At 69.0% G+C, this 21,272-nt stretch carries 17 protein-coding genes; 6 read left to right on the top strand and 11 right to left on the bottom strand.

Translation table 11 applies throughout. From position 1 onward, the window contains the following. The first annotated feature begins 43 nt into the window (after nt 1-43). Complete coding sequence (locus tag U0R18_RS00185) at nt 44-478, top strand: DoxX family protein (protein WP_526364752.1); 435 nt, start codon at nt 44-46, stop codon at nt 476-478. Nucleotides 479-538: 60 nt separating this feature from the next. Here U0R18_RS00185 and U0R18_RS00180 read toward each other — a convergent pair whose 3' ends face one another. The 7 genes from U0R18_RS00180 to U0R18_RS00150 all read right to left on the bottom strand — a co-directional run bounded on the left by U0R18_RS00180 (nt 539) and on the right by U0R18_RS00150 (nt 11,261). After that, on the bottom strand, nt 539-1,399 hold the full coding sequence (locus U0R18_RS00180) for a TIGR03619 family F420-dependent LLM class oxidoreductase (protein ID WP_526367319.1): 861 nt from the start codon (nt 1,397-1,399) through the stop codon (nt 539-541). After that, entirely contained in the window at nt 1,399-2,016 is a 618-nt protein-coding gene (locus tag U0R18_RS00175; RefSeq protein WP_526364750.1) for a PaaI family thioesterase, read from the bottom strand. Before U0R18_RS00175 ends, U0R18_RS00180 begins: the two co-directional genes overlap by 1 nt. 93 nt (nt 2,017-2,109) lie before the next feature. Then, nucleotides 2,110-5,088 (bottom strand): bifunctional [glutamine synthetase] adenylyltransferase/[glutamine synthetase]-adenylyl-L-tyrosine phosphorylase, encoded by a 2,979-nt coding sequence (locus tag U0R18_RS00170; RefSeq protein ID WP_526364748.1) that lies wholly within the window; start codon nt 5,086-5,088, stop codon nt 2,110-2,112. Nucleotides 5,089-5,188: 100 nt separating this feature from the next. Beyond that, the gene (glnA, locus tag U0R18_RS00165; RefSeq protein ID WP_526364746.1) at nt 5,189-6,529 is read right to left on the bottom strand and encodes a type I glutamate--ammonia ligase; all 1,341 of its coding nucleotides are present in this window, start codon (nt 6,527-6,529) and stop codon (nt 5,189-5,191) included. Nucleotides 6,530-6,719: 190 nt separating this feature from the next. Continuing rightward, complete coding sequence (locus tag U0R18_RS00160; RefSeq protein WP_526364744.1) at nt 6,720-8,195, bottom strand: alpha/beta fold hydrolase; 1,476 nt, start codon at nt 8,193-8,195, stop codon at nt 6,720-6,722. A gap of 52 nt (nt 8,196-8,247) precedes the next feature. Beyond that, nucleotides 8,248-9,786, bottom strand: a complete 1,539-nt coding sequence (locus tag U0R18_RS00155; protein ID WP_526364742.1) for an alpha/beta fold hydrolase — start codon at nt 9,784-9,786, stop codon at nt 8,248-8,250. A gap of 80 nt (nt 9,787-9,866) precedes the next feature. Continuing rightward, nucleotides 9,867-11,261 carry a WS/DGAT/MGAT family O-acyltransferase gene (locus U0R18_RS00150; protein WP_526364740.1) on the bottom strand — a complete coding sequence of 465 codons (1,395 nt, stop codon included), beginning with the start codon at nt 11,259-11,261 and terminating at the stop codon, nt 9,867-9,869. 163 nt (nt 11,262-11,424) lie between these two features. Between U0R18_RS00150 and panB the strand changes: the two genes are divergently transcribed. After that, on the top strand, nt 11,425-12,276 hold the full coding sequence (gene panB / locus U0R18_RS00145) for a 3-methyl-2-oxobutanoate hydroxymethyltransferase (RefSeq protein WP_526364738.1): 852 nt from the start codon (nt 11,425-11,427) through the stop codon (nt 12,274-12,276). 48 nt (nt 12,277-12,324) lie between these two features. On the opposite strand, the gene U0R18_RS00140 is transcribed toward panB, so the two are convergent. Together U0R18_RS00140 and U0R18_RS00135 are read right to left on the bottom strand one after the other, a co-directional pair. Further along, complete coding sequence (locus U0R18_RS00140) at nt 12,325-13,104, bottom strand: enoyl-CoA hydratase/isomerase family protein (protein WP_526364736.1); 780 nt, start codon at nt 13,102-13,104, stop codon at nt 12,325-12,327. Beyond that, nucleotides 13,101-13,772, bottom strand: a complete 672-nt coding sequence (locus U0R18_RS00135; protein ID WP_526364734.1) for a TetR/AcrR family transcriptional regulator — start codon at nt 13,770-13,772, stop codon at nt 13,101-13,103. The genes U0R18_RS00140 and U0R18_RS00135 overlap by 4 nt, the downstream gene beginning before the upstream one ends. Before the next feature lie 165 nt (nt 13,773-13,937). Here U0R18_RS00135 and U0R18_RS00130 point away from each other — a divergent pair, with 165 nt between their 5' ends. Genes U0R18_RS00130 through U0R18_RS00120 form a run of 3 tightly spaced genes read left to right on the top strand, consistent with a single transcriptional unit; the run spans nt 13,938 to nt 17,319 of the window. Then, entirely contained in the window at nt 13,938-14,672 is a 735-nt protein-coding gene (locus U0R18_RS00130) for a DUF1989 domain-containing protein (protein ID WP_526364732.1), read from the top strand. A gap of 8 nt (nt 14,673-14,680) precedes the next feature. Beyond that, complete coding sequence (locus tag U0R18_RS00125) at nt 14,681-15,313, top strand: urea amidolyase associated protein UAAP2 (protein ID WP_526364730.1); 633 nt, start codon at nt 14,681-14,683, stop codon at nt 15,311-15,313. Beyond that, nucleotides 15,310-17,319: a 5-oxoprolinase/urea amidolyase family protein gene (locus U0R18_RS00120; RefSeq protein ID WP_526364728.1), complete on the top strand. Its 2,010-nt coding sequence runs from the start codon at nt 15,310-15,312 to the stop codon at nt 17,317-17,319. The genes U0R18_RS00125 and U0R18_RS00120 overlap by 4 nt, the downstream gene beginning before the upstream one ends. Here U0R18_RS00120 and U0R18_RS00115 read toward each other — a convergent pair. Beyond that, nucleotides 17,316-19,118 (bottom strand): fatty acyl-AMP ligase, encoded by a 1,803-nt coding sequence (locus tag U0R18_RS00115; protein ID WP_526364726.1) that lies wholly within the window; start codon nt 19,116-19,118, stop codon nt 17,316-17,318. The genes U0R18_RS00120 and U0R18_RS00115 overlap by 4 nt on opposite strands. Before the next feature lie 102 nt (nt 19,119-19,220). On the opposite strand from U0R18_RS00115, the gene U0R18_RS00110 reads away from it, so the two are divergent. Beyond that, entirely contained in the window at nt 19,221-20,753 is a 1,533-nt protein-coding gene (locus tag U0R18_RS00110; protein ID WP_526367317.1) for a CYTH and CHAD domain-containing protein, read from the top strand. 66 nt (nt 20,754-20,819) lie between these two features. On the opposite strand, the gene U0R18_RS00105 is transcribed toward U0R18_RS00110, so the two are convergent. Further along, complete coding sequence (locus tag U0R18_RS00105) at nt 20,820-21,062, bottom strand: hypothetical protein (protein WP_526364724.1); 243 nt, start codon at nt 21,060-21,062, stop codon at nt 20,820-20,822. Between the last annotated feature and the right edge of the window lie 210 nt (nt 21,063-21,272).

Genomic DNA, 21,272 nt, shown 5'->3' with positions numbered 1-21,272 from the left:
TGGTTCACCCGCGTCGTAACCGCGGGGCACTACGGTCCGGGGAATGAGTCAACTCGGTGCTCGCCTCAGCGGCCTGTCGTCCACGGTCCTGAGCCTCTTCCGGATCGTGTTCGGCCTGTCGTTCTTCCTGCACGGCACGTCGAAGCTGTTCGGCTGGCCGATGGGTCCCACCGTTCCCAGCGGATCACAGTTCTGGTGGGCCGGCATCCTGGAGATCAGCCTCGGCACGTTGATCACCCTCGGACTGTTCACCCGCCTGGCGGCGTTCATCGCGGCCGGACAGATGGCGGTGGCGTTCTTCACCCAGCACTTCCCCAATGGGTTCTGGCCGATCGCGAACCAGGGTGAGCTGGCCGTGTTGTTCTGCTGGGCGTTCTTCCTGCTGGTGTTCACCGGGTCGGGCTGGCTCGCCGTCGACAGCATCCTGGGCCGGCGTGGCCGGAAGACGGTCGAAGCGCCGCCCGTAGAGCGGGTCTGAGCCGACGCGACCGTCGACATCTGGCACGCCAGAAGCCCTTTCGCTACGGCCGCCGGGTGGCTAGGCGTCCAGGCGCATGTCGGCCCGGAACCGCTGCATCCCGTCGATCTTCTGGTCCAGGGTGGATTCCGGCCCGGTGTAGAACATCCACGGCATCGTGATGATCCCGGTGATCCCGCCGGCTTCCGCGCGCTGGTAGTGCTCCGGGGTGAACGCATCGACCAGCGGCGTGATGATCTCGAAACCCGCCATGCCCGAACCGTTCTCGGCGCGCAGCTGCCGTAGCTTGTCCACCCGTTCGAGCGCCTTGTCGGTGGTGATGAGGTCGCCGATCCAGCCGTCGTGACGGGCAGCCCGGCGCAGCGCGATGTCGGAGAGCCCGCCGACATAGATCGGGATGGGCGGCGGTGTCGGCTCCATCTCGAGGCGCGGAACGTCGTAGAACTCGCCGGCGAACTCGGTCCAGCCGGGCGACCAGAGTTCCTTCATCAGTTCCAGCATCTCGTCGGTCCGCTTACCCCGGCGGTCGAACTGCTGACCCAGCAGTTCGAATTCCTCCCGGCACCAGCCCACCCCGATACCCAGTTCGAGCCGGCCCTGCGCCAGAACCGCCGCCGTACCAATGGCTTTGGCGGCCGAGAACGGATCCCGCATGGCGGGCAGGTACACCGTGGTGACGAACCGCAGCCGCTGCGTCACCAGGGCCACGGCGCCGATCATGACCCAGGGGTCGGGCCAGTCGGTGAAGGCCTCCCACCGCCGGGCACCGTCCTTGGTGTACGGGTACGGCGTCTGCAGCGTCTCGAGGTTGATCACATGGTCGGGAATGCCCATCCCGTCATAGCCGAGTTCGTCTGCGGCCCTGGCAACTTCGACGGCCTCACGGGTATCCAGGAAGGCGGTGCTGACGTAGAACCGCACTAGCGGGCCCACTGGGGCTGGATGAACACGCCCTCGGCCTGCACCGTCGGCCCGTCCCCGTCGGCGATGAATCCCTTTGCGTACGTCTTGATCCCGTCCACCCGGTCGACCCACGTCTCACACCGCAGCGAGCCCAGCGGGGTCCCGCGGAGGTACCGGCACGAGATCGTCCCGGTGAAGATCGGTTTGATCCCGCCCAGGCTGGCGACCTCCCCCAGCATGTGATCGAGGATCAGCGCGCTCACCCCGCCGTGCACATGATCGGGCGGGCCCTCGTAGGCGGCGCCGAGGTTGAACTCCGCCCAGCAGCGGTCTTCTTCCTTGTTGACCACCACCGGCGGGGCGAATGCGTTGTGCACGCCGATCACCGGATTGCCCCACGTCATGCTGCGACCGTCGCTGGTGTATCGGATGCCGCGCGGGCCCTCGAGTTGCGTCGCACGCAGGTCGGCGGTGATGCCCTTCACGGCCCGGATGGCTGCGGCGACGGTATCGGCGTCGGCCTGCGTGCGGATGGTGGCGTCCAGCAGATCCCGGACCGCGTCGGCCAGCGGTTCGTACAGGTTGCGCTGGCGGTCGAATTCCTCGGCGTCCATCACCTCGGCGGAGAACTTCATCGACTCTTCATAGCATCGAGGGTTCTACGAAAGTGCGCCGGGGCCGCGAACCCTCGGACGAACACGGACCACCGTCGGCGGGCGGGGGTCGGGCTAGTCGCCGAACACCTTGCGCACCACGGCCTTCGCCCGCCGAGTGACCCGCAGGTAGTTGTCCAGGAACTCACCGCCGTCATCGTTGGGCCACCCGGCCGCCACGGCCACGGCGTTCAGCTGCCGGCCCGGCCCGGGCAGTTGGTCCACCGGCTTGCCGCGCACCTGCACCAGCGCGTTGCGGGCCCGGGTGGCCAACAGCCACGCGTCCCGCAGCTGGTCCACATCGCCCTCGGCGATCAGCTCCGCGGCGCCGATGGCGTCCAGCGTTTCCAGCGTCGAGGTGTTGTGCAGCGCCGGGATCTTGTCGGCGAACCGCAACTGCAGGAGCTGCACGGTCCACTCGACGTCGGCCAGCCCGCCGCGGCCCAGCTTGGTGTGGGTGTTCGGGTCGGCGCCGCGCGGCAGCCGCTCGGCGTCCACCCGGGCCTTGATCCGCCGGATCTCCTGCACCGTCGCCGCGGAGATACCACCGGCCGGATACCGGACCGCGTCGATCATCAACAGGAAACGCTCGCCGAGGTCCGCGTCGCCGGCCACCCAGTGTGCGCGCAGCAGCGCCTGCACCTCCCAGGCCTGGGCCCACTGCTGGTAGTAGGCCTCGTAGGAGGCCAGCGTCCGCACCAGCGGACCGTTGCGGCCCTCGGGCCGCAGGTTGGCGTCGACCTCCAGAGGCGGGTCGACACTGGGGGTTCCGAGCAGCGCTCGCACCTGTTCGGCCACCGATACCGACCACTTGACCGCGATGGTCTCCTCCGCGCCGGCAGCCGGCTCGCAGACGAACATCACGTCGGCGTCGGAGCCGTAGCCGAGCTCGCCGCCGCCGAGACGGCCCATTCCGATCACCGCGATCGTGGCGGGAGCCGTGCGATCCTCGGGCAGGTTCTCCCGGATCACCGCCTCGAGCGCGGCCTGCAGTACCGCAACCCAGATCGACGTCAACGCGTTGCAGACGTCCCGGACGTCGAGCATGCCCAGCAGATCGGCCGAGGCGACGCGGGCCAGCTCGCGCCGCCGCAGCGTGCGGGCCGACGCGATCGCCTTCACCGGGTCGGCCTGCCGGCCGGCCGCGGCCACCAGCGCCTTGGCCACACTGTCCGGGTCGGTATCCAGAAGCTTTGGGCCAGTTGGCCCGTCGGCGTAGGCCTGGATGACCTCCGGGGCGCGCATCAACAACTCCGGCACGTAGGCCGAGGTTCCCAGGACGTGCATCAGCCGTTTGGCCACCGCGCTCTCGTCGCGCAGGGTGCCCAGGAACCAGCGCTGCTCGGCCATCGCCTCGGACAGCTTGCGGTAGGCCAGCAGGCCGCCGTCGGGATCGGGGGTGTCGGAGAGCCAGTCCAGCAGGGTGGGCAGCAGCACGGCCTGCACCCGCCCGCGGCGGCCACCCTGACTGGTCAGCGCGGCCAGGTGGGTCAGGGCACTGCGCGGCGACTGGTAGCCCAGCGCGGCCAGCTGACGTTCGGCCGCCTCCGGCGACATGTGCTCGCCGAATTCCATTGAGCCACCGAGAGATTCGAGCAAAGGCTGATAGAACAGCTTCGCATGCAGCCGGGACACCCGCAAGCTGTGGCGTTTGAGTTCCTCACGCAGGACACCGAGCGCGTCGTGGGTGCCGTCGGGTCGCATGTGCGCCGCCCGGGCCAGCCAGCGCAGCGCCTCGTCGTCCTCGGGCGCGGGCAGCATGTGGGTGCGCTTGAGCCGCTGCAGCTGCAGACGGTGTTCGAGCAGACGCAGGAATTCGTACGACGCACGCATGTTGGCCGCGTCGTCGCGGCCGATGTAGCCGCCGTCGGCCAAAGCGGCCAGCGCATCCAGCGTGGAGCTGACGTGCAGGGCTTCGTCGTTGCGGCCGTGCACCAATTGCAGGAGCTGGACGGCGAATTCGACGTCCCGCAATCCGCCGTAGCCCAGCTTGAGCTCACGGTCGCGGACATCGGCGGGCACGTTCTCGACGACGCGGCGGCGCATCGCCTGGACGTCGACCACGAAGTCCTCGCGTTCGCACGCCGTCCACACCATCGGCATCAGCGCAGCGATGTACTTCTCGCCGAGTTCGGCGTCGCCCGCGGCCGGGCGGGCCTTGAGCAACGCCTGGAACTCCCACGTCTTCGCCCAGCGCTGGTAGTACGCGATGTGCGAGTCCAGGGTGCGCACCAACTGCCCGTGCTTGCCCTCGGGACGCAGCGCGGCGTCGGTCTCGAAGAAGGTGTCGGACGCGAACCGCATCATCTCGCCGGCCACCCGGGTGATCAGCGAGTCCGCATCCTCGCCGACGAAGATGACGTCGACGTCGCTCACGTAATTCAGTTCGCGCGCACCGCATTTGCCCATGGCGATGACGGCCAGCCGGGGCCGCGGTGCACCGTCCTTGCACACCGTCGCGTAGGCCACCTCGAGCGCGCCGGCCACTGCGGCGTCGGCCAGATCCGACAGGTGCGCGCCGATGGTCTCGAAGGGCAACACGCGTTCGTTCTCGACGGTGGGCGCCACATCCACGGCGGCCAGCACCATCAATCGATCGCGGTAGAGCCGCCGCAGCGCGTGCTGCACCTCGGCCGCGGGCGTGGTGGTCGCGCACTCGGTGAACGCCGCCGTCAGCTCCTCCGCGGACGGCAGTTCCGCCTTGCCGTGCAGCAGCCGCCACGCCTGCGGGTGGGCGACCAGGTGATCACCGAGCGCCAGCGACGAACCGAGCAGCGCGAAGATCCGGCCGCGCAACGCTTTATCGGTCTGGAGCAACTCGGCCAGCTCGGGCCAGTCCTTGTCGAGCGCGTCGGCCAGCCGGACCATGGTGCGCAGCGCGGCGTCGGCGTCCGGTGCCCGCGACAGCGACCACAGCAATTCGATGTGCTTGTCGGTGTTCCAGCCCAACTTCGCCAGATCGGCGGCGGCGGTCGGCTCGACCAGACCGAGGCGTCCCACGCTGGGCAGCGTCGGACGCCGCGTGGCGGGTTTGGGCGCACCGGGTCGGGACACCACAAAACCGTAACGCACCGAAATTCCGCGATCTGTTCAGCCGGGTGTGCGACATCCACGCGCACGACAACGCAGCCAGCGCTGAACAGATCGGAATGGGTTACAGGGAGAGGTACTGCTTGAGCTCGTAGGGGGTCACGTTGCTGCGATAGGTCTCCCATTCGGTGCGCTTGTTGCGCAGGAAGAAGTCGAACACGTGCTCCCCCAACGCTTCGGCGACCAGTTCGGAATTCTCCATGGCCTCCAGGGCATTGCCGAGCGACCCCGGCAGCTCCCGGTAGCCCATCGCACGCCGTTCCTCCGACGTCAGGGTCCACACGTTGTCCTCGGCCTGCGGCCCGAGCACGTAGCCCTTCTCCACCCCGCGCAGCCCGGCGGCCAGAAGCACCGCGAAGGTCAGGTAGGGATTGCACGCCGAGTCGGGGCTGCGCACCTCCACCCGTCGCGAGCTCGACTTGTTGGGGGTGTACATCGGCACCCGCACCAGCGCCGAGCGGTTGGCCGCGCCCCAGGACGCGGCGGTGGGGGCCTCGCCGCCGGCCACCAGACGCTTGTAGGAGTTCACCCACTGGTTGGTGACGGCGCTGATCTCACTGGCGTGCTCGAGGATGCCCGCGATGAACGACTTGCCGACGTCGGACAGCTGCAGCGGATCGTCGGGGCTGTGGAACGCATTGGTCTCACCCTCGAACAGACTCATGTGGGTGTGCATGGCCGAACCGGGATATTCGGCGAACGGCTTGGGCATGAACGACGCGCGCACGCCCTCGCCGAGGGCGACCTCCTTGACGACGTACCGGAACGTCATGACGTTGTCGGCCATCGACAGGGCGTCGGCGTAGCGCAGGTCGATCTCCTGCTGCCCCGGCGCACCCTCATGGTGACTGAACTCCACCGAGATGCCCATCTGCTCGAGCGCGTCGATGGCGTGCCGGCGGAAGTTGGGCGCCGAATCATGAACGGCCTGGTCGAAATAGCCGCCGTTGTCCGCGGGCACCGGGACGGAGCCGTCATACGGCCCGGGCTCGAGCAGGAAGAACTCGATCTCGGGATGCACGTAGCAGGAGAAGCCGAGGTCGCTGGCCTTGGCCAGCTGGCGGCGCAGCACATGCCGCGAGTCGGCCCACGACGGTGAGCCGTCGGGCATCGTGATGTCGCAGAACATGCGCGCCGAGTGGTGCTCACCCGCGCTGGTGGTCCACGGCAGGATCTGGAACGTCGACGGGTCGGGCCGGGCGACGGTGTCGGACTCCGAGACGCGGGCGAATCCCTCGATCGAGGACCCGTCGAATCCGATGCCCTCGGAGAACGCGCCTTCGAGTTCGGCGGGCGCGATCGCGACCGACTTGAGGAATCCGAGCACATCGGTGAACCACAGCCGAACGAACCGGATGTCGCGTTCTTCCAGCGTGCGCAGCACAAATTCCGTCTGGCGATCCATGACCGCGAGCGTATGCAGCGGCTGTTAAATCGGTGTTACGTCCGTGTCGCCAATCTCTTGCCCAACCCGCACAACCGCCGCGGCGGCGGTGTTGGGTTCCACGGGCCTGACGGTGGGTGGCGAGCCACTTTGTGTCCCTGCGACGCCGGAAAAGTCACCTAACCGGCTCCTCGGCGAAGACGAAGGCGGCTCAGCAGTGCAGGTTGCCCGGCACCACGCCGTCGACGAAGTAACTGACCGTCGCAGTGTCGATGCATTCGATGCCGTTGAACACCGCCGTGTGCTGGGTGCCCTCGTAGGTGATCAGCGGAGCGCCGAGCTGGCGCGCGAGGTCCACACCCGCCTGGTACGGCGTGGCCGGGTCGTGCGTGGTGGACACCACCACCACCTGGCCGGGCGCCGCGGGCGCCGCGGGCGCTGGCGTCGACGTCGCAGGCACCGGCCAGAACGAACAGATGTCGCGCGGCGCGTACCCGGTGAACGCGCCGTACGACGCGAAGGGCGCGACCTGCCGGGTCTGCTCGTCGGCGGCCACCCACACCGCGGGATCGGTCGGATACGGCGCGTCGACACAGCGCACGGCGTTGAACGCGTCCTGCGTGTTGCGGTAGGTGCCGTCGATCGAGCGGTTCTCGTAGACGTCGGCCAGGAGCAGCAGATCACCCGGATCCGTCCCGCGCGCCAACCCCAGCAGCCCACTGGTCAGGTACTTCCAGAACGACGGGGTGTACAGCGCGTTGACCGTGCCGGTGATGGCATCGGCGTAGCCCAACCCGCGCCGGTCCCCCGCCACCGCGGCCGGCCGGGCCACCAGCGGGTCGACCAGCGCCTGGAACCGGGCGACCGACTGCGTGGGGTCCTGACCCAGCGGGCAGTCCGGCGACAGCGCGCAATCGGCGGCGTAGTCGTCGAACGCCTGCTGGAAGGCGGCCATCTGACGGATGCTCTTCTCGATCGGGCCGATGCTCGGGTCGATGGCACCGTCGAGCACCATGGCGCGCACGTGATCGCCGTACCGGTTGACGTAGGACGTGCCGATCTGGGTTCCGTAGGAGAACCCGAGATAGTTGATCTGCTCGTCGCCGAGGACCCGGCGCACCGCGTCCATGTCGTCGGCCGTGGTCGCGGCTCCGACGCCGGACAGGAAGTCCTTGCCCATCCGGTTGACGCACCGATCGGCGAACTGCTGGTACAGCGCCTCGATGTGCGCGACCCCGGCCGGGCTGTAGTCGACCATGGGTTCGGCACGCCAGGCGTCGAACTCGGCGTCGGTGCGACAGCGCAGTTCCGGGGTCGAGTGCCCGACGCCGCGGGGGTCGACGCCGACGAGATCGAAGTGCTCGTTGATCGGACTGCCCTTCAGGGCGGCGCCCATCCCGGCGACGGCGTCGACGGCCGAGCCGCCCGGGCCGCCGGGGTTGACGAACAGCGAACCGATCCGCGCACCCTCGGCGGGGATGCGGATCACCGCGACATCGATGTTGGGGGCCACCGGGACCAGCGCGCAGCGCGCCGCGGGAATGTCGGAGGCATCGCCGAGCATCGCTGTGCAGTTGGACCAATTCACTTGTGGCGCAGCGGGTATCGCGCTAGCTGCGGGTGCTCCGAACCAGGTCCCCAAGAGCAGTGCGAGCAGCGCAGAACCCCGGGATCTGACGAACGGCATCACGTCATGCTCGCACAACCAGGTCACAGCCAGATATCGCGAACGCCACGCGTCAACGGCAGACCGTGCCCGGCGCCGGCAGGGTGTTGTCCAACAGGTAGGCCGTCGAGTAGTCGTCGACACATTTGTTGCCCTGGAAGACGACGGTGTGCTGGGTGCCCTCGAAGGTCAGCAGCGCGCCGCCGAGTTGCTTGGCCAGATCGACACCGGCCTGGTACGGGGTGGCCGGGTCGTGGGTGGTGGAGACCACCAGCGGCGGCGGCAGACCGGGCGCCGAGACCTGGTGCGGCTTGCTGGTCGGCGGCACCGGCCACAGCGCGCAGGTCGGGGTGGGCGCATGTCCGGTGAACTCGCCGTAGCTCATGAACGGTGCGGCCTCACGCATCCGGCGGTCCTCGTCGATGATGGTGGCCGGGTCGGTGATGGCCGGCTGGTCGACGCAGTTGACCGCCACCCGGGCGTCCGAGGAGTTGGTGTAGTGCCCCTTGGCGTCGCGGCGCATGTACATGTCGGCGAGGACCAGCATCGTGTCGCCGCGCCCGGTCCGCAACTCGGCCAGGCCGTTCTCCAGGTGGCGCCAGAGGTTCGGCGAATACAGCGCCATGATGGTGGCGACCACGGCGTCGCTGTAGGACAGTCCGCGCGGATCCTTGGTCCGGGCCGGCTTGTCCACCAGCGGTTCGATCAGATTGCGGTACACGCCAACGGCTTTCGACGGATCGGTGCCCAGCGGGCAGTCGAACGACTTCGCGCAGTCGGCGGCGAAGTTGTCGAACGCCTTCTGGAACGCCGCGGCCTGATCGAGGTCCTGCTGGACCGGATCGGCGTTGGGATCGACGGCGCCGTCGAGGATCATCGCGCGCACCTTCGTCGGGAACCGCTCGGCATACTCGGCGCCGATTCGGGTTCCGTACGAGTACCCCAGGTAGGTCAGCTTGTCGTCGCCGAGGCCCGCCCGGATGGCGTCGAGATCCTTGGCGACGTTGACGGTGCCGATGTTCTCCAGGAATCCCTTGCCCATCTTGTCGACGCAGCGCTGGATGAATTCCTTGGTCTGGCCGTCGATGTGGGCCACACCCTCGGGTGTGTAGGCCACCACGTTGTCGGCCCGCAGCCGGTCGTTGTCCTCGTCGGAGTTGCACCACAGGGCCGGAGTGGACAAACCCACGCCGCGCGGGTCGAACCCGACGAGGTCGAAGCGGTCCCGGATGTCGTCGGGCAGCAGCGAGAGCATCCCCACCGCGGCCTCGACCCCCGACTCCCCCGGACCACCCGGGTTGATCACCAACGAGCCGATCTTCTTGCCCTTGGCGGGGAATCGGACCAGCGCCAGGACCGCGACGTCACCGTCGGGATGGGCGTAATCCACGGGCACCGCGATGCGGCCGCACTGGGCAACGCGCTTGACGGCGTCGTCGGTGTCGGTGGCAGCGTTGAACTTGCACTTGTCCCACTGGACCGGGTCGCCGACGCGCGGACCGGCGAGCACGGCGCGGCCGTCGACCACCCGCGCGCAACCCGCGCTGCCGGCCACCAGCGCGACGACAGCGACCATGGAGGTCAGGAAACGAAGGGAATAACGCCAGCTCATGGCAGCACCAGATTCATCGCCACACATAGTGCCATGCACGCCTGCCGCAAACCGGAACCGCCGGTCAACCGAGGTGTGTGTCAGCCCGCCGCAGCCAGCAGGTCCTTCATCTCCGCGACGAACGCATCGGCCAGCTGCCACAGGTCGGGTAGCAGCTCCGGGGTGGACAGGATGCCGACGTCGAGCTTGCCGCTCAGCGACATCACCGTGATGTTGAGGCCCGAGCCGTGGAAGATCGGCCCGAGGGGGTACATGGCCTTGACCTCGGCGCCCAAGAAGTACAGCGGCACCTGAGGTCCGGGCACATTGGACACCACCAAGTTGTGCACCGGGCGCGCCTCGGTCAGCCGGGTGCTGGCGTACAGGCGCATCGCGACGCCGAACACCGCGGGCGCGGAGAACTGCGACCAGTCCTGCAGCAGGGTAGCCGGGATCGCCGAACTATGTTCCTTGGCAACCGAACTCGCCTCGCCAATTGAGCGGAGCCGATCCGCTGGGTCCTTGATGTCGGTTTCCAGGCTGGTGAACATTCCCGACACCTTGTTGCGCCCGGGCCGGTCGGATTTCCCGTGGACCGAAACGGGCACCATCGCGACCAGCGAGCTGTCCGGCAGCTCGTCGTGCTCGATCAGGTAATGCCGCAGGGCGCCGGCCACCAAGGCCATCACCACGTCGTTGAGTTTGACGCCGAAATGGTTCTTGACGGTCTTGACATCGTCGAGGTCCAGCTGGGCGAAGGCGACGTTGCGACGGCCGGTGATGCTGGCGTTGAACGGAGTCTGCGGCGCGGTGAACGGGCTGGCCATGGTCTCACCGGCCACGGCCCGCCGGACGGTGTCGACCACAGTGCTGACCGTCGCGGGCAGCGCCCGCGTGACCAGGTTGACGGGCCGGGTGGAGAACCGCAGCAGACCCCGCGCGGCGATCTCTAGGTGACTCACCGGCCGGGTGGCCTCGACCGGTTCGGGCGCCGGGGCGTCGGCCTCGGTGCTGCACAGCTGGGACATCAGATTGGCGCCGGTGACCCCGTCGACCGCGGCGTGGTGCACCTTGGTGACCACCGCGATCCGGCCACCGTTGTGCGGATCGCTGCCGTCGAGGCCCTCCACCACGAGCATCTCCCACAGCGGTTTGCTGCGATCCAGTGCGAGCGAGGCGAAATGCCCGCACATCTCGGCCAACTCGGCGCGACCGCCGGGGGCCGGGACCGCTATCCGGTGCAGATGCCGGTCCACGTCGAAGTGGGTGTCCTCCACCCAGACCGGGTGGTCGATGTTGAACGGGCTGTCGAACAGTTTTTCCCGGAACTCCGGCATCGCGGTGATCCGCAACGCCAGGCTGTCGCGCAACTTGTCGAAGCTGTAGCCGCCCGGAATGGTCGATGCGTCCAGTTCCAGCACCGAGCACACGTGCAAGGGCTGCGAAGGGGATTCGAGGTAGAGGAATGCGGCGTCCAGTCCGCTGAGCCGTTGCATGCTGGCGATGCTAGTGCCGCCCGGGACCGGTGTGAGGAAGTCCACTGAATCAGGTGTTCGCCGCTGCGGGCGACGATGGCACAATGGACGGGTCAGACGTACCCGGGGACCCGCCGAGCGGGCCACGAGGAACGACCCGATGATCCCGAAAATGAGGACAGAGATGTCTGAACAGCCGGTTTACGGTGCTGCCGAAGTTACGAAGCCCCGCACTGAGACCCGATTCAAGGTCCGCACCCATCATTTGCAGCAGTGGAAGAACGAAGGCCACAAGTGGGCCATGCTCACCGCCTACGACTACTCGAGCGCACGGGTGTTCGACGACGCGGGCATCCCGGTACTGCTGGTCGGTGACTCGGCTGCCAACGTCGTGTACGGCTACGACACCACCGTGCCGATCTCGATCGACGAACTGATCCCCCTGGTCCGCGGCGTGGTCCGCGGTGCCCCGCACGCACTGGTCGTCGCCGACCTGCCGTTCGGCAGCTACGAGGCCGGCGCTGCCCAAGCGTTGTCCACGGCCGTCCGGTTCATGAAGGAAGCCGGCGCGCACGCGGTGAAGCTCGAGGGCGGCGAGCGGGTCGCCGAGCAGATCGCGGTGCTCACCCAGGCCGGCATCCCGGTCGTCGCGCACATCGGTTTCACGCCGCAGTCGGTCAACAGCCTGGGCGGTTTCCGGGTGCAGGGCCGCGGTGACGCGGCCGAACAGACCATCCACGACGCGATCGCCGTCGCCGAGGCCGGCGCCATCGCCGTCGTCATGGAGATGGTGCCCGCGGAGCTGGCCACCCAGATCACCGGCAAGCTGACCTGCCCCACCGTCGGCATCGGCGCCGGGCCCAATTGCGACGCCCAGGTGCTGGTCTGGCAGGACATGGCCGGGATGACCTCGGGCAGGACGGCCAAGTTCGTCAAGCGGTTCGGCGATGTGGGTGGCGAATTGCGCCGGGCCGCAGAGCAATACGCCGCCGAGGTGTCCTCGGGCGCGTTCCCGGCCGAGGAGCACTCCTTCTAGGGATTTCGGTGCATTTCCCGTCGCTGAGCGACGGTCAGCGCACCGAAATCACGCGAACTTGGGTGCGCGCTTGTTGAGGAAGGCGTCGATGCCCTCCCGGCCGTCGGCGCCGTCGGCGTTGGCCGCGATGAACTCGCTCTCCCGCTCCATCTGATCCTCGATGGAGTTGTCCAGACTGGTCAGCAGCAACTTCTTCACCGCCGCATTGGAACCCTTTGCGCCCCCGGCGATCTGGGCCGCCAGGGCGTCGACCCTGGCGGTGAAATCGGCGTCGTCGACCACGTAGTTCACCAGACCCCACTGCTCGGCCTCGGCCGCGGTCAGTTTGCGGTTGGTCAGGATCAGATCGTGTGCCCGCCGGATCCCGACGATGCGTGGCAGGTAGTAGGACGCACTGCCGTCCGGACTCAGCCCGGCGCGGGTGTAGGCCATCGTGAACGACGCCGACGACGAGGCGACCACCAGGTCACCGGCGATCGCCAGGGAGAACCCGGCGCCGGCCGCAGTGCCGTTGACGGCGGTGATGAGCACCGCGTCCATCCGCGCCAGTCGCGAGATCGCGACGTGCAGGTCGTCGGCGATGCCCCTGACGAACTGTCCGGGCCCCAGCGGCGAGGCCGCAATCGCCTTGAGATCGCCTCCGGCACAGAAGAATCGGCCTGCACCGGTCAGGACGACGACCTTCGTCCCGGCGGTGTCGCAGCGCGCGGCGGCGTCGGCGAGTTCGGCCGTCATCGCGTCGTTCATCCCGTTGGCGGCGTCAGGCCGGTTCAGGGTGATTCGGGTGATGGGGCCGGACTGCTCGAACAGCAGGGTCTCATAGGTCACGACGTGACATTAACGGGTGCGTTTGTCACCCGGTTCGCACTCCCCCGCCGAAGCTCCTCGGCGTCACCCTGCCAGCCCAGGATCCGCAGTGCGGCGTCGGCGATCACCATGGGCAGTCCCGGTTCGCACGTGTTGTCGTCGGAGCGACTGTTGATGACGGTCTCGACGAGCCGGAACGGCAGGTCGTCGGCGTCGGGGTGGCCGTCACACTCCGCGACGACGTGCTGGGCCAGGCTGCGGTAGTGCCCGCGCAGCTCGCCGCGGGCCTGGTGGAATTCGGCGAACCGCGGCACCCGCAGTTCGGGCAGCAGGTACAGCGCCCCCAGGTTCCAGCGGTTGGCACACAACTGCGTGACGTCGGTGACGATCAGCAGGTGCAGCCGCGCGGCCGCCGGCCCCGGTTCGGCCAGCAGGCTCTGGGCCAGTTGCAGGGGATCGTCGACGGTGCCGGCCAGCAGCGCGTCGAGGATGTCGTCCTTGGTGGGGAAATGGTGGTACAGCGACGCCTGCCGGATGCCGACCGCGTCGGCGATGCGCCGGGTGGAGGTGCTGGCGTAGCCCAGCGTGGTGAACAGCTCCGCGGCCGCATCGAGGATCTCGTCGCGTGCGGTCTTGCCCGGCCGACGGGGCCGCTCGAGGCGGGGACGGCCGCGGCCCTCATTGGACATGGCCGTCATTCTCGCACTCGACGGCGGTGGCCAAGCTCACCAGCCGATCACCGTGCACGAATACCTATCATTTGATAGAAATACCTCAACACGGACGTAACAGGCCGGACACCCGGACGGAATCGGGGTCCCGAAAACTTTCACACGACAGTTAATGGAGGAGCCATGAGCACCGCATCCACCCAGGGCGCCCGGTCCCACGCCCGGTCGCAGGCGGCCGCCGCCGACCTGCGCGTCCCGGTCGCTCCGGTCGGCGTCGCACCCGTGTGGGCCGAATCGGTACCCGCCGGGTCCTACACCTCCCGGGTACTGGGCCGCGGCACCCGGCTGCGGCTCGCCGACCCCGACGGAGGCGCGTGCGCGCACCTGCTGATGTTCCGCGCCGACGCCCCGTGGGAACGCCTCAATGTCGCCGACACCGTCAAGGTTCCGTGGCAGGCCTATCTGGGCGCCGGGCATCCGCTGCTGTCCGACCAGGGCCGGGTGCTGGCCACCGTGGTGGCCGACACCTCCGGGCACCACGACACCCTGTGCGGCATGACGCCGGCCGGTCAGCAGGCGATGCTGCTGGCGGTGCACAAGAACGGGCTGGACATCCGGGACGTCGCCCCCTCGGTGTCGCTGTTCCAGGGCGTCCGGGTGGCCGCTGACGGCGACCTGGAGTTCACCGGCACCGCCGGCCCGGGACACGCCGTCGACCTGTTGATCCACCTGCCGGTGGTGGTGACGCTGACCAACACCGCCCACCCGCTGGACCCCGCGCCCGCGCTGACGGCCCTGGACGTGGTGGCCTGGCGCGCCGACGACGAACTCACCGCTCCCGTCAACGACGAGCCCGAGTATCTGCGGGCGCTGTTCAACACCGAAACCACTTGGGCCGCAGCCCAGAACGCCGAGTAGGACACCCGATGACCATCACCACGGACCCCACCGCGATCGCCGACGAGATCGCCGCCGCCAACCTGCCCTGGTCGGTCGTCCTGCGCGCCGGCCAGCGGCTTCAGATCATCGACCTGCACGGCAACCAGGCCGTCGACACTCTCTTCTGGGGGGTTCGGGGTGAAACCCCCGATCCCGCACTGCGTTACAGCGCACAGGCCACCGTCGCCGCGCAGCGCAACATCTTCCTCACCACCGGTTCGGTGTTGCGCGCCGCGGACGGCACGCCGCTGGTGACGATCGTCGCCGACGAGGTGGGCAACCATGACACCATCGCCGGTGCCTGCTCCAAGGAATCGAACACCCTGCGCTACGGACACCACACCGTGCATCAACACGCCTGCGCGGAGAACTTCCTCGCCGAGGCCGCCCGCTGGGGCATGGGCAAGCGCGACATCGTGTCCAACGTCAACTTCTTCATGAACGTGCCGGTGGACGCGGACGGCACGCTGGGCATCGTCGACGGTCTCTCGGCGCCCGGCAAATCGCTGACCCTGCAAGCGAATACGGACACCCTGGTGCTGGTGTCCAACTGTCCGCAGATCAACAACCCGTGCAACGGCTTCGATCCGACGCCGGTGCGGATGGTGATCACCGGATGACGCGCATCGAGGTGCTTGCGCCGGGCATGCTCAGCACCGTCCAGGACTGGCCCGGCCGGGTCGGCTACTGGCACATCGGCGTTCCGCCGTCGGGCCCGATGGACGACCTGTCCTTCCGCATCGGCAACCGGGTGCTGCAGAACGCCGAGGGCGCAGCGGGACTGGAGTGCACCCGGGGCGGCCCGACCCTGCGGTTCCCCGACGGTGCCCGGGTATGCGTCACCGGCGCCCCGGTGCCGGTGACCCTGGACGGCAACCCCGCACCGCAGTGGCAGTCGATCACCGTCCCCGCCGGCGGCGTCCTCGAGGTCGGCGTGCTGTCCGGGCCCGGGATGCGCTGCTACGTGCTGATCGCCGGCGGCCTGACCGAGCCCGAATACCTCGGCAGCACAGCCACCTTCACCATGGCCATGTTCGGTGGGCACCAGGGCCGCGCACTGCGCGCCGGGGACACCCTGACCGCCGGGGTCGATCCCGGCCCGCACGCCGAGCGGCCCCTTCGTGACGCCCGCGCGGCCATCGACGAACAGCCCGCCATCGGGCACCGCTGGGAGGTCGCGGTCACCGAGGGCCCCCACGGCGCCCCGGAATTCTTCACCCGCGCCGACATGGACACCATCGTCGGCACCGACTACACCGTGCACTTCAACTCCGACCGCACCGGGGTGCGCCTGGAGGGGCCGGGACCACAGTGGGCCCGCACCGACGGCGGTGAGGCCGGACTACACCCGTCGAACATCCACGACAACGCGTATTGTGTTGGCGCACTGGACTTCACCGGGGACACGCCGATCCTGCTGGGGCCCGACGGACCCAGCCTGGGCGGGTTCGTCTGCCCCGTCACCGTGGTCCGCGCCGACCGGTGGAAGCTGGGCCAGATGGCCCCCGGCGACACCGTGCGCTTCGTCCCGGTCCGTGCCGACCGCGCGCCGGCACTGAGCACCATCGACGCCGACCGGCGGGCGTCGTTCCCGCTGGTGTTGTCGAACACCGGCGACGGCGACGACGGTGTCCTGAGCCGGTTCGCCGCGGCCGACGGCACCGAGGTGACGCTGCGACGCGCCGGTGACGCCGGCGTGCTGGTCGAGTACGGCCCGATGGCACTCGATCTGGCGATGCGGGCCCGCGTCCACGCCCTGCACGGTCACCTGAGCGACCTGGACGCCGCCGGCCTGACCGAGCTGACGCCCGGGGTGCGCTCGCTGCAGGTGCAGTTCGACCCGGCGGTGATCTCGATGCGCGAGGTCACCGAACTGATCGGACGCACCGACGAGCAACTGCCGGGCACCGGCGATCTGGTGGTGCCGAGCCGCACGGTCCGGCTGCCGATGTCGTGGGACGACCCGGCCACCCATGAGGCCATCCAGCGCTACATGCACGGTGTGCGCAGCGATGCGCCGTGGTGCCCGAGCAATATCGAGTTCATCCGCCGGATCAACGGGCTCGGCGACGTCTCCGATGTCTACGACACGGTGTTCGGTGCGCAGTACCTGGTGCTGGGTCTGGGCGACGTGTACCTGGGCGCGCCGGTGGCCACTCCCCTGGATCCGCGACATCGACTGGTGACCACGAAGTACAACCCGGCCCGGACCTGGACACCGGAGAACGCCGTGGGCATCGGCGGGGCCTACCTGTGCATCTATGGGATGGAGGGCCCCGGCGGCTACCAGTTCGTCGGCCGCACCACCCAGGTGTGGAACCACTGCCATCCCGCCGGGGCGAGCTCCTTCGAACCCGGAACCCCTTGGCTGCTCCGGTATTTCGACCGGATCGAGTTCCACCCGGTCAGCGCCGCCGAGTTGGCGGACCTGCGTGCCGATATGGCCGGCGGCCGTGGGCACGTCGACATCACGGACGGCCAGTTCTCGATGCGGGACTACACGGCCTTCCTGGCCGAGAATGCCGCGCCGATCGCCGAATTCCGTGCCCAGCAGGGTGTGGCGTTCGCCGCCGAGCGGGCCGCCTGGGGCCGGGCCGGCGAGTTCACCGGCCAGCGGGCCAGTTAGAGCCGGCCGGCCAGGTACTCCTCGCGGCACGCCCGGCGCGCCAGCTTGCCGCTGGTGGTTCGCGGGATGGTGCCGGCGGCCACCAGTAGCACGTCGGCGATCGGCAGCGCGTGGGTGCGCGACACCGCGGCGCGGATGTCGGCGGCCACCGGGGCGGGGTCGGCCCTGCCCGCTCCGGCGGCGCGCTCGGCGACGACCACGAGTTGCTCGCCGGTATCGCCGGGCACCGCGAACGCAGCGACATAGCCGGTCCGCACCGCGGTGGATGCGGCGGCCACCGTGGCCTCGATGTCCTGCGGGTAGTGGTTGCGGCCGTCGACGATGACGAGGTCCTTGATCCGGCCGGTGATGTAGAGCTCGCCGTCGAGGTACACCCCGAGATCGCCGGTGCGCAGCCAGGTTCCGCCGACGGCGGAGCCCTCGGCGTGGCTGCCGGCACTCAACCGCGACTGCAACTTGTTGCCGAAGGTGTCGCGGGTCTCGCCGGTACGGCGCCAGTAGCCCCGGCCGATGTTGTCGCCGTGCAACCAGATCTCGCCGACCCGGCCGTCGCCCAGCTCGGCCTCGGTCTGCGGATCGACGATGACCGCCCACTGGCTGCGGGCCACCCGGCCGCAGGACACCAGGGCGACCGCCTCCGGCGCGTCGGGCGAAACCTCTTCGGCCACACCGGAACCGAGCTTGTCGCGATCCAGGTGCAGCACCCGCGCAACGGTCCCGGGTTCGATGGTGGACACGAACAGCGTGGCCTCGGCCATCCCGTAGGACGGCCGAACCACGGTGGGTGACAGCCCGTAGGGCGCGAATGCGTCGGTGAATTTCTGCACCGAGGTCATGTTGACCGGTTCGGAGCCGTTGATCAGCCCGGCCACATTGCTCAGGTCCAGCTTCTCGCCGGGTGCGGGGAGTCCGCGCTGGGCGGCCAGTTCGAACGCGAAATTCGGTGCGGCGGCGAAGGTCCGGCCCACCTCGGCATGGGCACCGAGCTGGGCGATCCACCGGGACGGCCGGCGTACGAACGCCAGCGGCGACATCAGTGTGAGGTATCCGCCGCTCAGCGCGGGGAACATGATCATCAGCAGGCCCATGTCGTGGTAGAGCGGGAGCCAGCTGACGCTGCGGATGCTGGGATCGAGCCCAACCCCGAGTGCCATCTGCAGGATGTTGGTGCACACCCCGCGGTGGGTGATCTCGACCCCGGCCGGGGTGCGGGTGGATCCGGAGGTGTACTGCAGGTAGGCGACGTCGTCGGTGTCCAGCGTCACCGGCGTGTAGTGCCCGCCCACCGAGTCGGGGACGGCGTCCACCGCGATCGTCCGCGGCCGCAGATCGCGGGGCCGCCCACGCAGGAAGGCCTGGACCGACTCGGCCGCGTCCGTCGTGGTCAGCAGGACCGTCGGGGCGGCATCGGTCAATACCGCACCGAGGCGCTCGGTGTGCCCGGGCAGTTCGGGTGCGAACAGCGGGACCGCGATGCCGCCCGCCTCGATGGCCGCGAAGAACGCGACGACGTAGTCCACACCCTGCGGTGCGCAGATGGCGATCCGGTCGCCGGGGGCGCAGATCTGCTGCAGCCGCGCGGCCACCGCCCGAACCCGGGCGCCGAGCTGGGCCCAGGTCAGGTCGATCGCGCGGCCGTCGCGGTCGTGGGAGTAGTCCAGGTAGCGGTAGGCCAGCTCGTCACCGAGGTCGGCGATGTTGCGATCCAGATAGGACGTCAAAGTGGCGCCCACCGGCAGTGCGATGTGCCCCTCGGCGTCGAGGAATGCCTCGGCGGATGTCACGCTCGACGAGATCATGACGCACATTCTAAGAGAATGCCTTAGGAAGATCCGTCACCCGACACGGTTGCAATACGGTCACCGACGGTGTTCACCCAGCTGTGGCACCCTGAGGACACCATGGCAGCCGCGCACAAGAAGTCCGGAAAGTTCACCGAGATCGAACGCAAGTTCGACGTCGATGAGACCGCAGTCACCCCTTCTTTCGACGGTCTGACGTCCGTCGCACAGGTGGACGCACTGCCGGTCCAGACGCTGGATGCGGTGTACTACGACACCGCCGGCCATGACCTGGCCCGCCACCGGATCACCCTGCGGCGGCGCACCGGCGGTGAGGACGCCGGCTGGCATCTCAAACTGCCCGCCGGCGACAACGCGCCCGACGCTCGAACGGAGATCCGACGGCCGCTGGACGGAGCCGGCGACGTACCCGCCGATCTGCGCGACATGGTGCTGGCGGTCGTGCGGGACCGGCCGCTGAACCCGGTGGCACGCATCGCGACCACGCGGCACGTACGGATGCTGTACGCCGCCGACGGATCGGCGCTGGCCGAATTCTGCGACGACGAGGTGACCGCCGGCGCCTTCCCCGACGGCGGCCCCGAGACCCCCGTGGGCAGCTGGCGGGAGTGGGAGCTCGAACTGGCCGAGGGCTGCGGTGACCGGGCGCTGCTGGACCGGCTGGGCCAGCGCCTGCACGACGCCGGCGCCACCCCCGCCGGGCACGGATCGAAACTGGCCCGAGTGCTCGACGCGGCGGCGACGGGCACCGAACCGGCCGACACTCCCGGTCCGCCGCCCGCCGACCCCATCCACCGGGCCGTCGCCCAGCAGGTGGCCGAATTGATCACCTGGGATCGGGCCGTCCGGGCCGACGCCTACGACTCGGTGCACCAGATGCGGGTGACCACCCGCAAACTGCGCAGCCTGCTCAAGGAGTCCGAGGAGTCGTTCGGGCTCACCGACGACGCCTGGGTCCTCGAGGAGCTGCGGCAGCTCGCCTCGATCCTGGGGGTGGCCCGCGACGCCGAGGTGCTCGCCGAGAAGTACCAGAAGACGCTCGATGAACTGCCGGCCGATCTGATTCGCGGGCCGGTGCGCGAACGCCTGGTCGACGGGGCGCGGAAGCGTTACGAGAGCGGTTGGCGGCGCTCGCTGGCGGCGATGCGCACGAACCGGTACTTCCGGTTGCTCGACGCGCTCGAGGAACTGGTGACGGCCGAGCCGACCGCCGCGGACACCCACGCGCCGGCCGAACACGCCCCGGTGACCATCGACGCGGCGTACAAGCGGGTCCGCAAGGCCGCCCGCACCGCCGAGGCCGCAGCCGCCGCCGAGAGCCCGGACCGTGACGAAGCCCTGCACCGAATCCGCAAGGGCGCCAAGCGGTTACGGTATACCGCCGCCGCTACGGGAAAGAGCGCGGTGTCCGATGCCGCCAAGACCATCCAGACGCTGCTGGGCGATCACCAGGACGCGGTGATCAGCCGCACGCACGTCGCCCAGCAGGCCGCGACGGCGCATGCCGCCGGCGAGGACACGTTCACCTACGGGGTGCTCTACCAACTCGAGGACGAGCTGGCCCAATCGTCGCGCCAGCAGCTTTCCGGCGCGCTCGAAGCACTGGCGAAGGCCGTCCGCAAGACGCGTTGAGAACGTGATGACGGAGGCTGCCGTCCCCCGAGAGCGGCAGCCTCCGTCATGTCTGTGGGGGCGCGGTCACCAGTTGCGGTGGAAGGGATTGCGGTGCCGGTGGCGGTAGCGCACCTCGTTGGCCGCGACCGCACCCTGGCCGGTGTGGAGCTGCGGGGGCGTCACCTGATCGACCGTGCTGACCACGGTGCTGCGGGCGCTCGCAGTGGTGGCGGCGTCGCTGACCGCGGCGGTGCCCAGGGCGATGAGGGCCGGCGCGGTGCTCAGCACGGCGGCGGCGGCGATACGGCGGAAGATGATGTTGGTCATTGTCGAATTCTCCTGTGCGAGTTCTGTTTCGGTGTTGGATCAACTTTCGCCCGGGGAGTCCGGAAAGTCAGTCGGGTGACCGGTGGATGCGCCGGGGGAATTCGGTGTCCCCCGATCGGTGGACATCCTCGGCGCCGGGCCAGAACGTTTGCCAGATCCGCATTCGGTTGCGGATTTGCGTGGCCACGGACAGATCGGTCAGAAGCTCTG

Source organism: Mycobacterium sp. (genome assembly GCF_046330795.1).
Classification (GTDB): Bacteria; Actinomycetota; Actinomycetes; order Mycobacteriales; family Mycobacteriaceae; genus Mycobacterium.
This window is presented reverse-complemented; position numbering and strand designations above follow the sequence as displayed.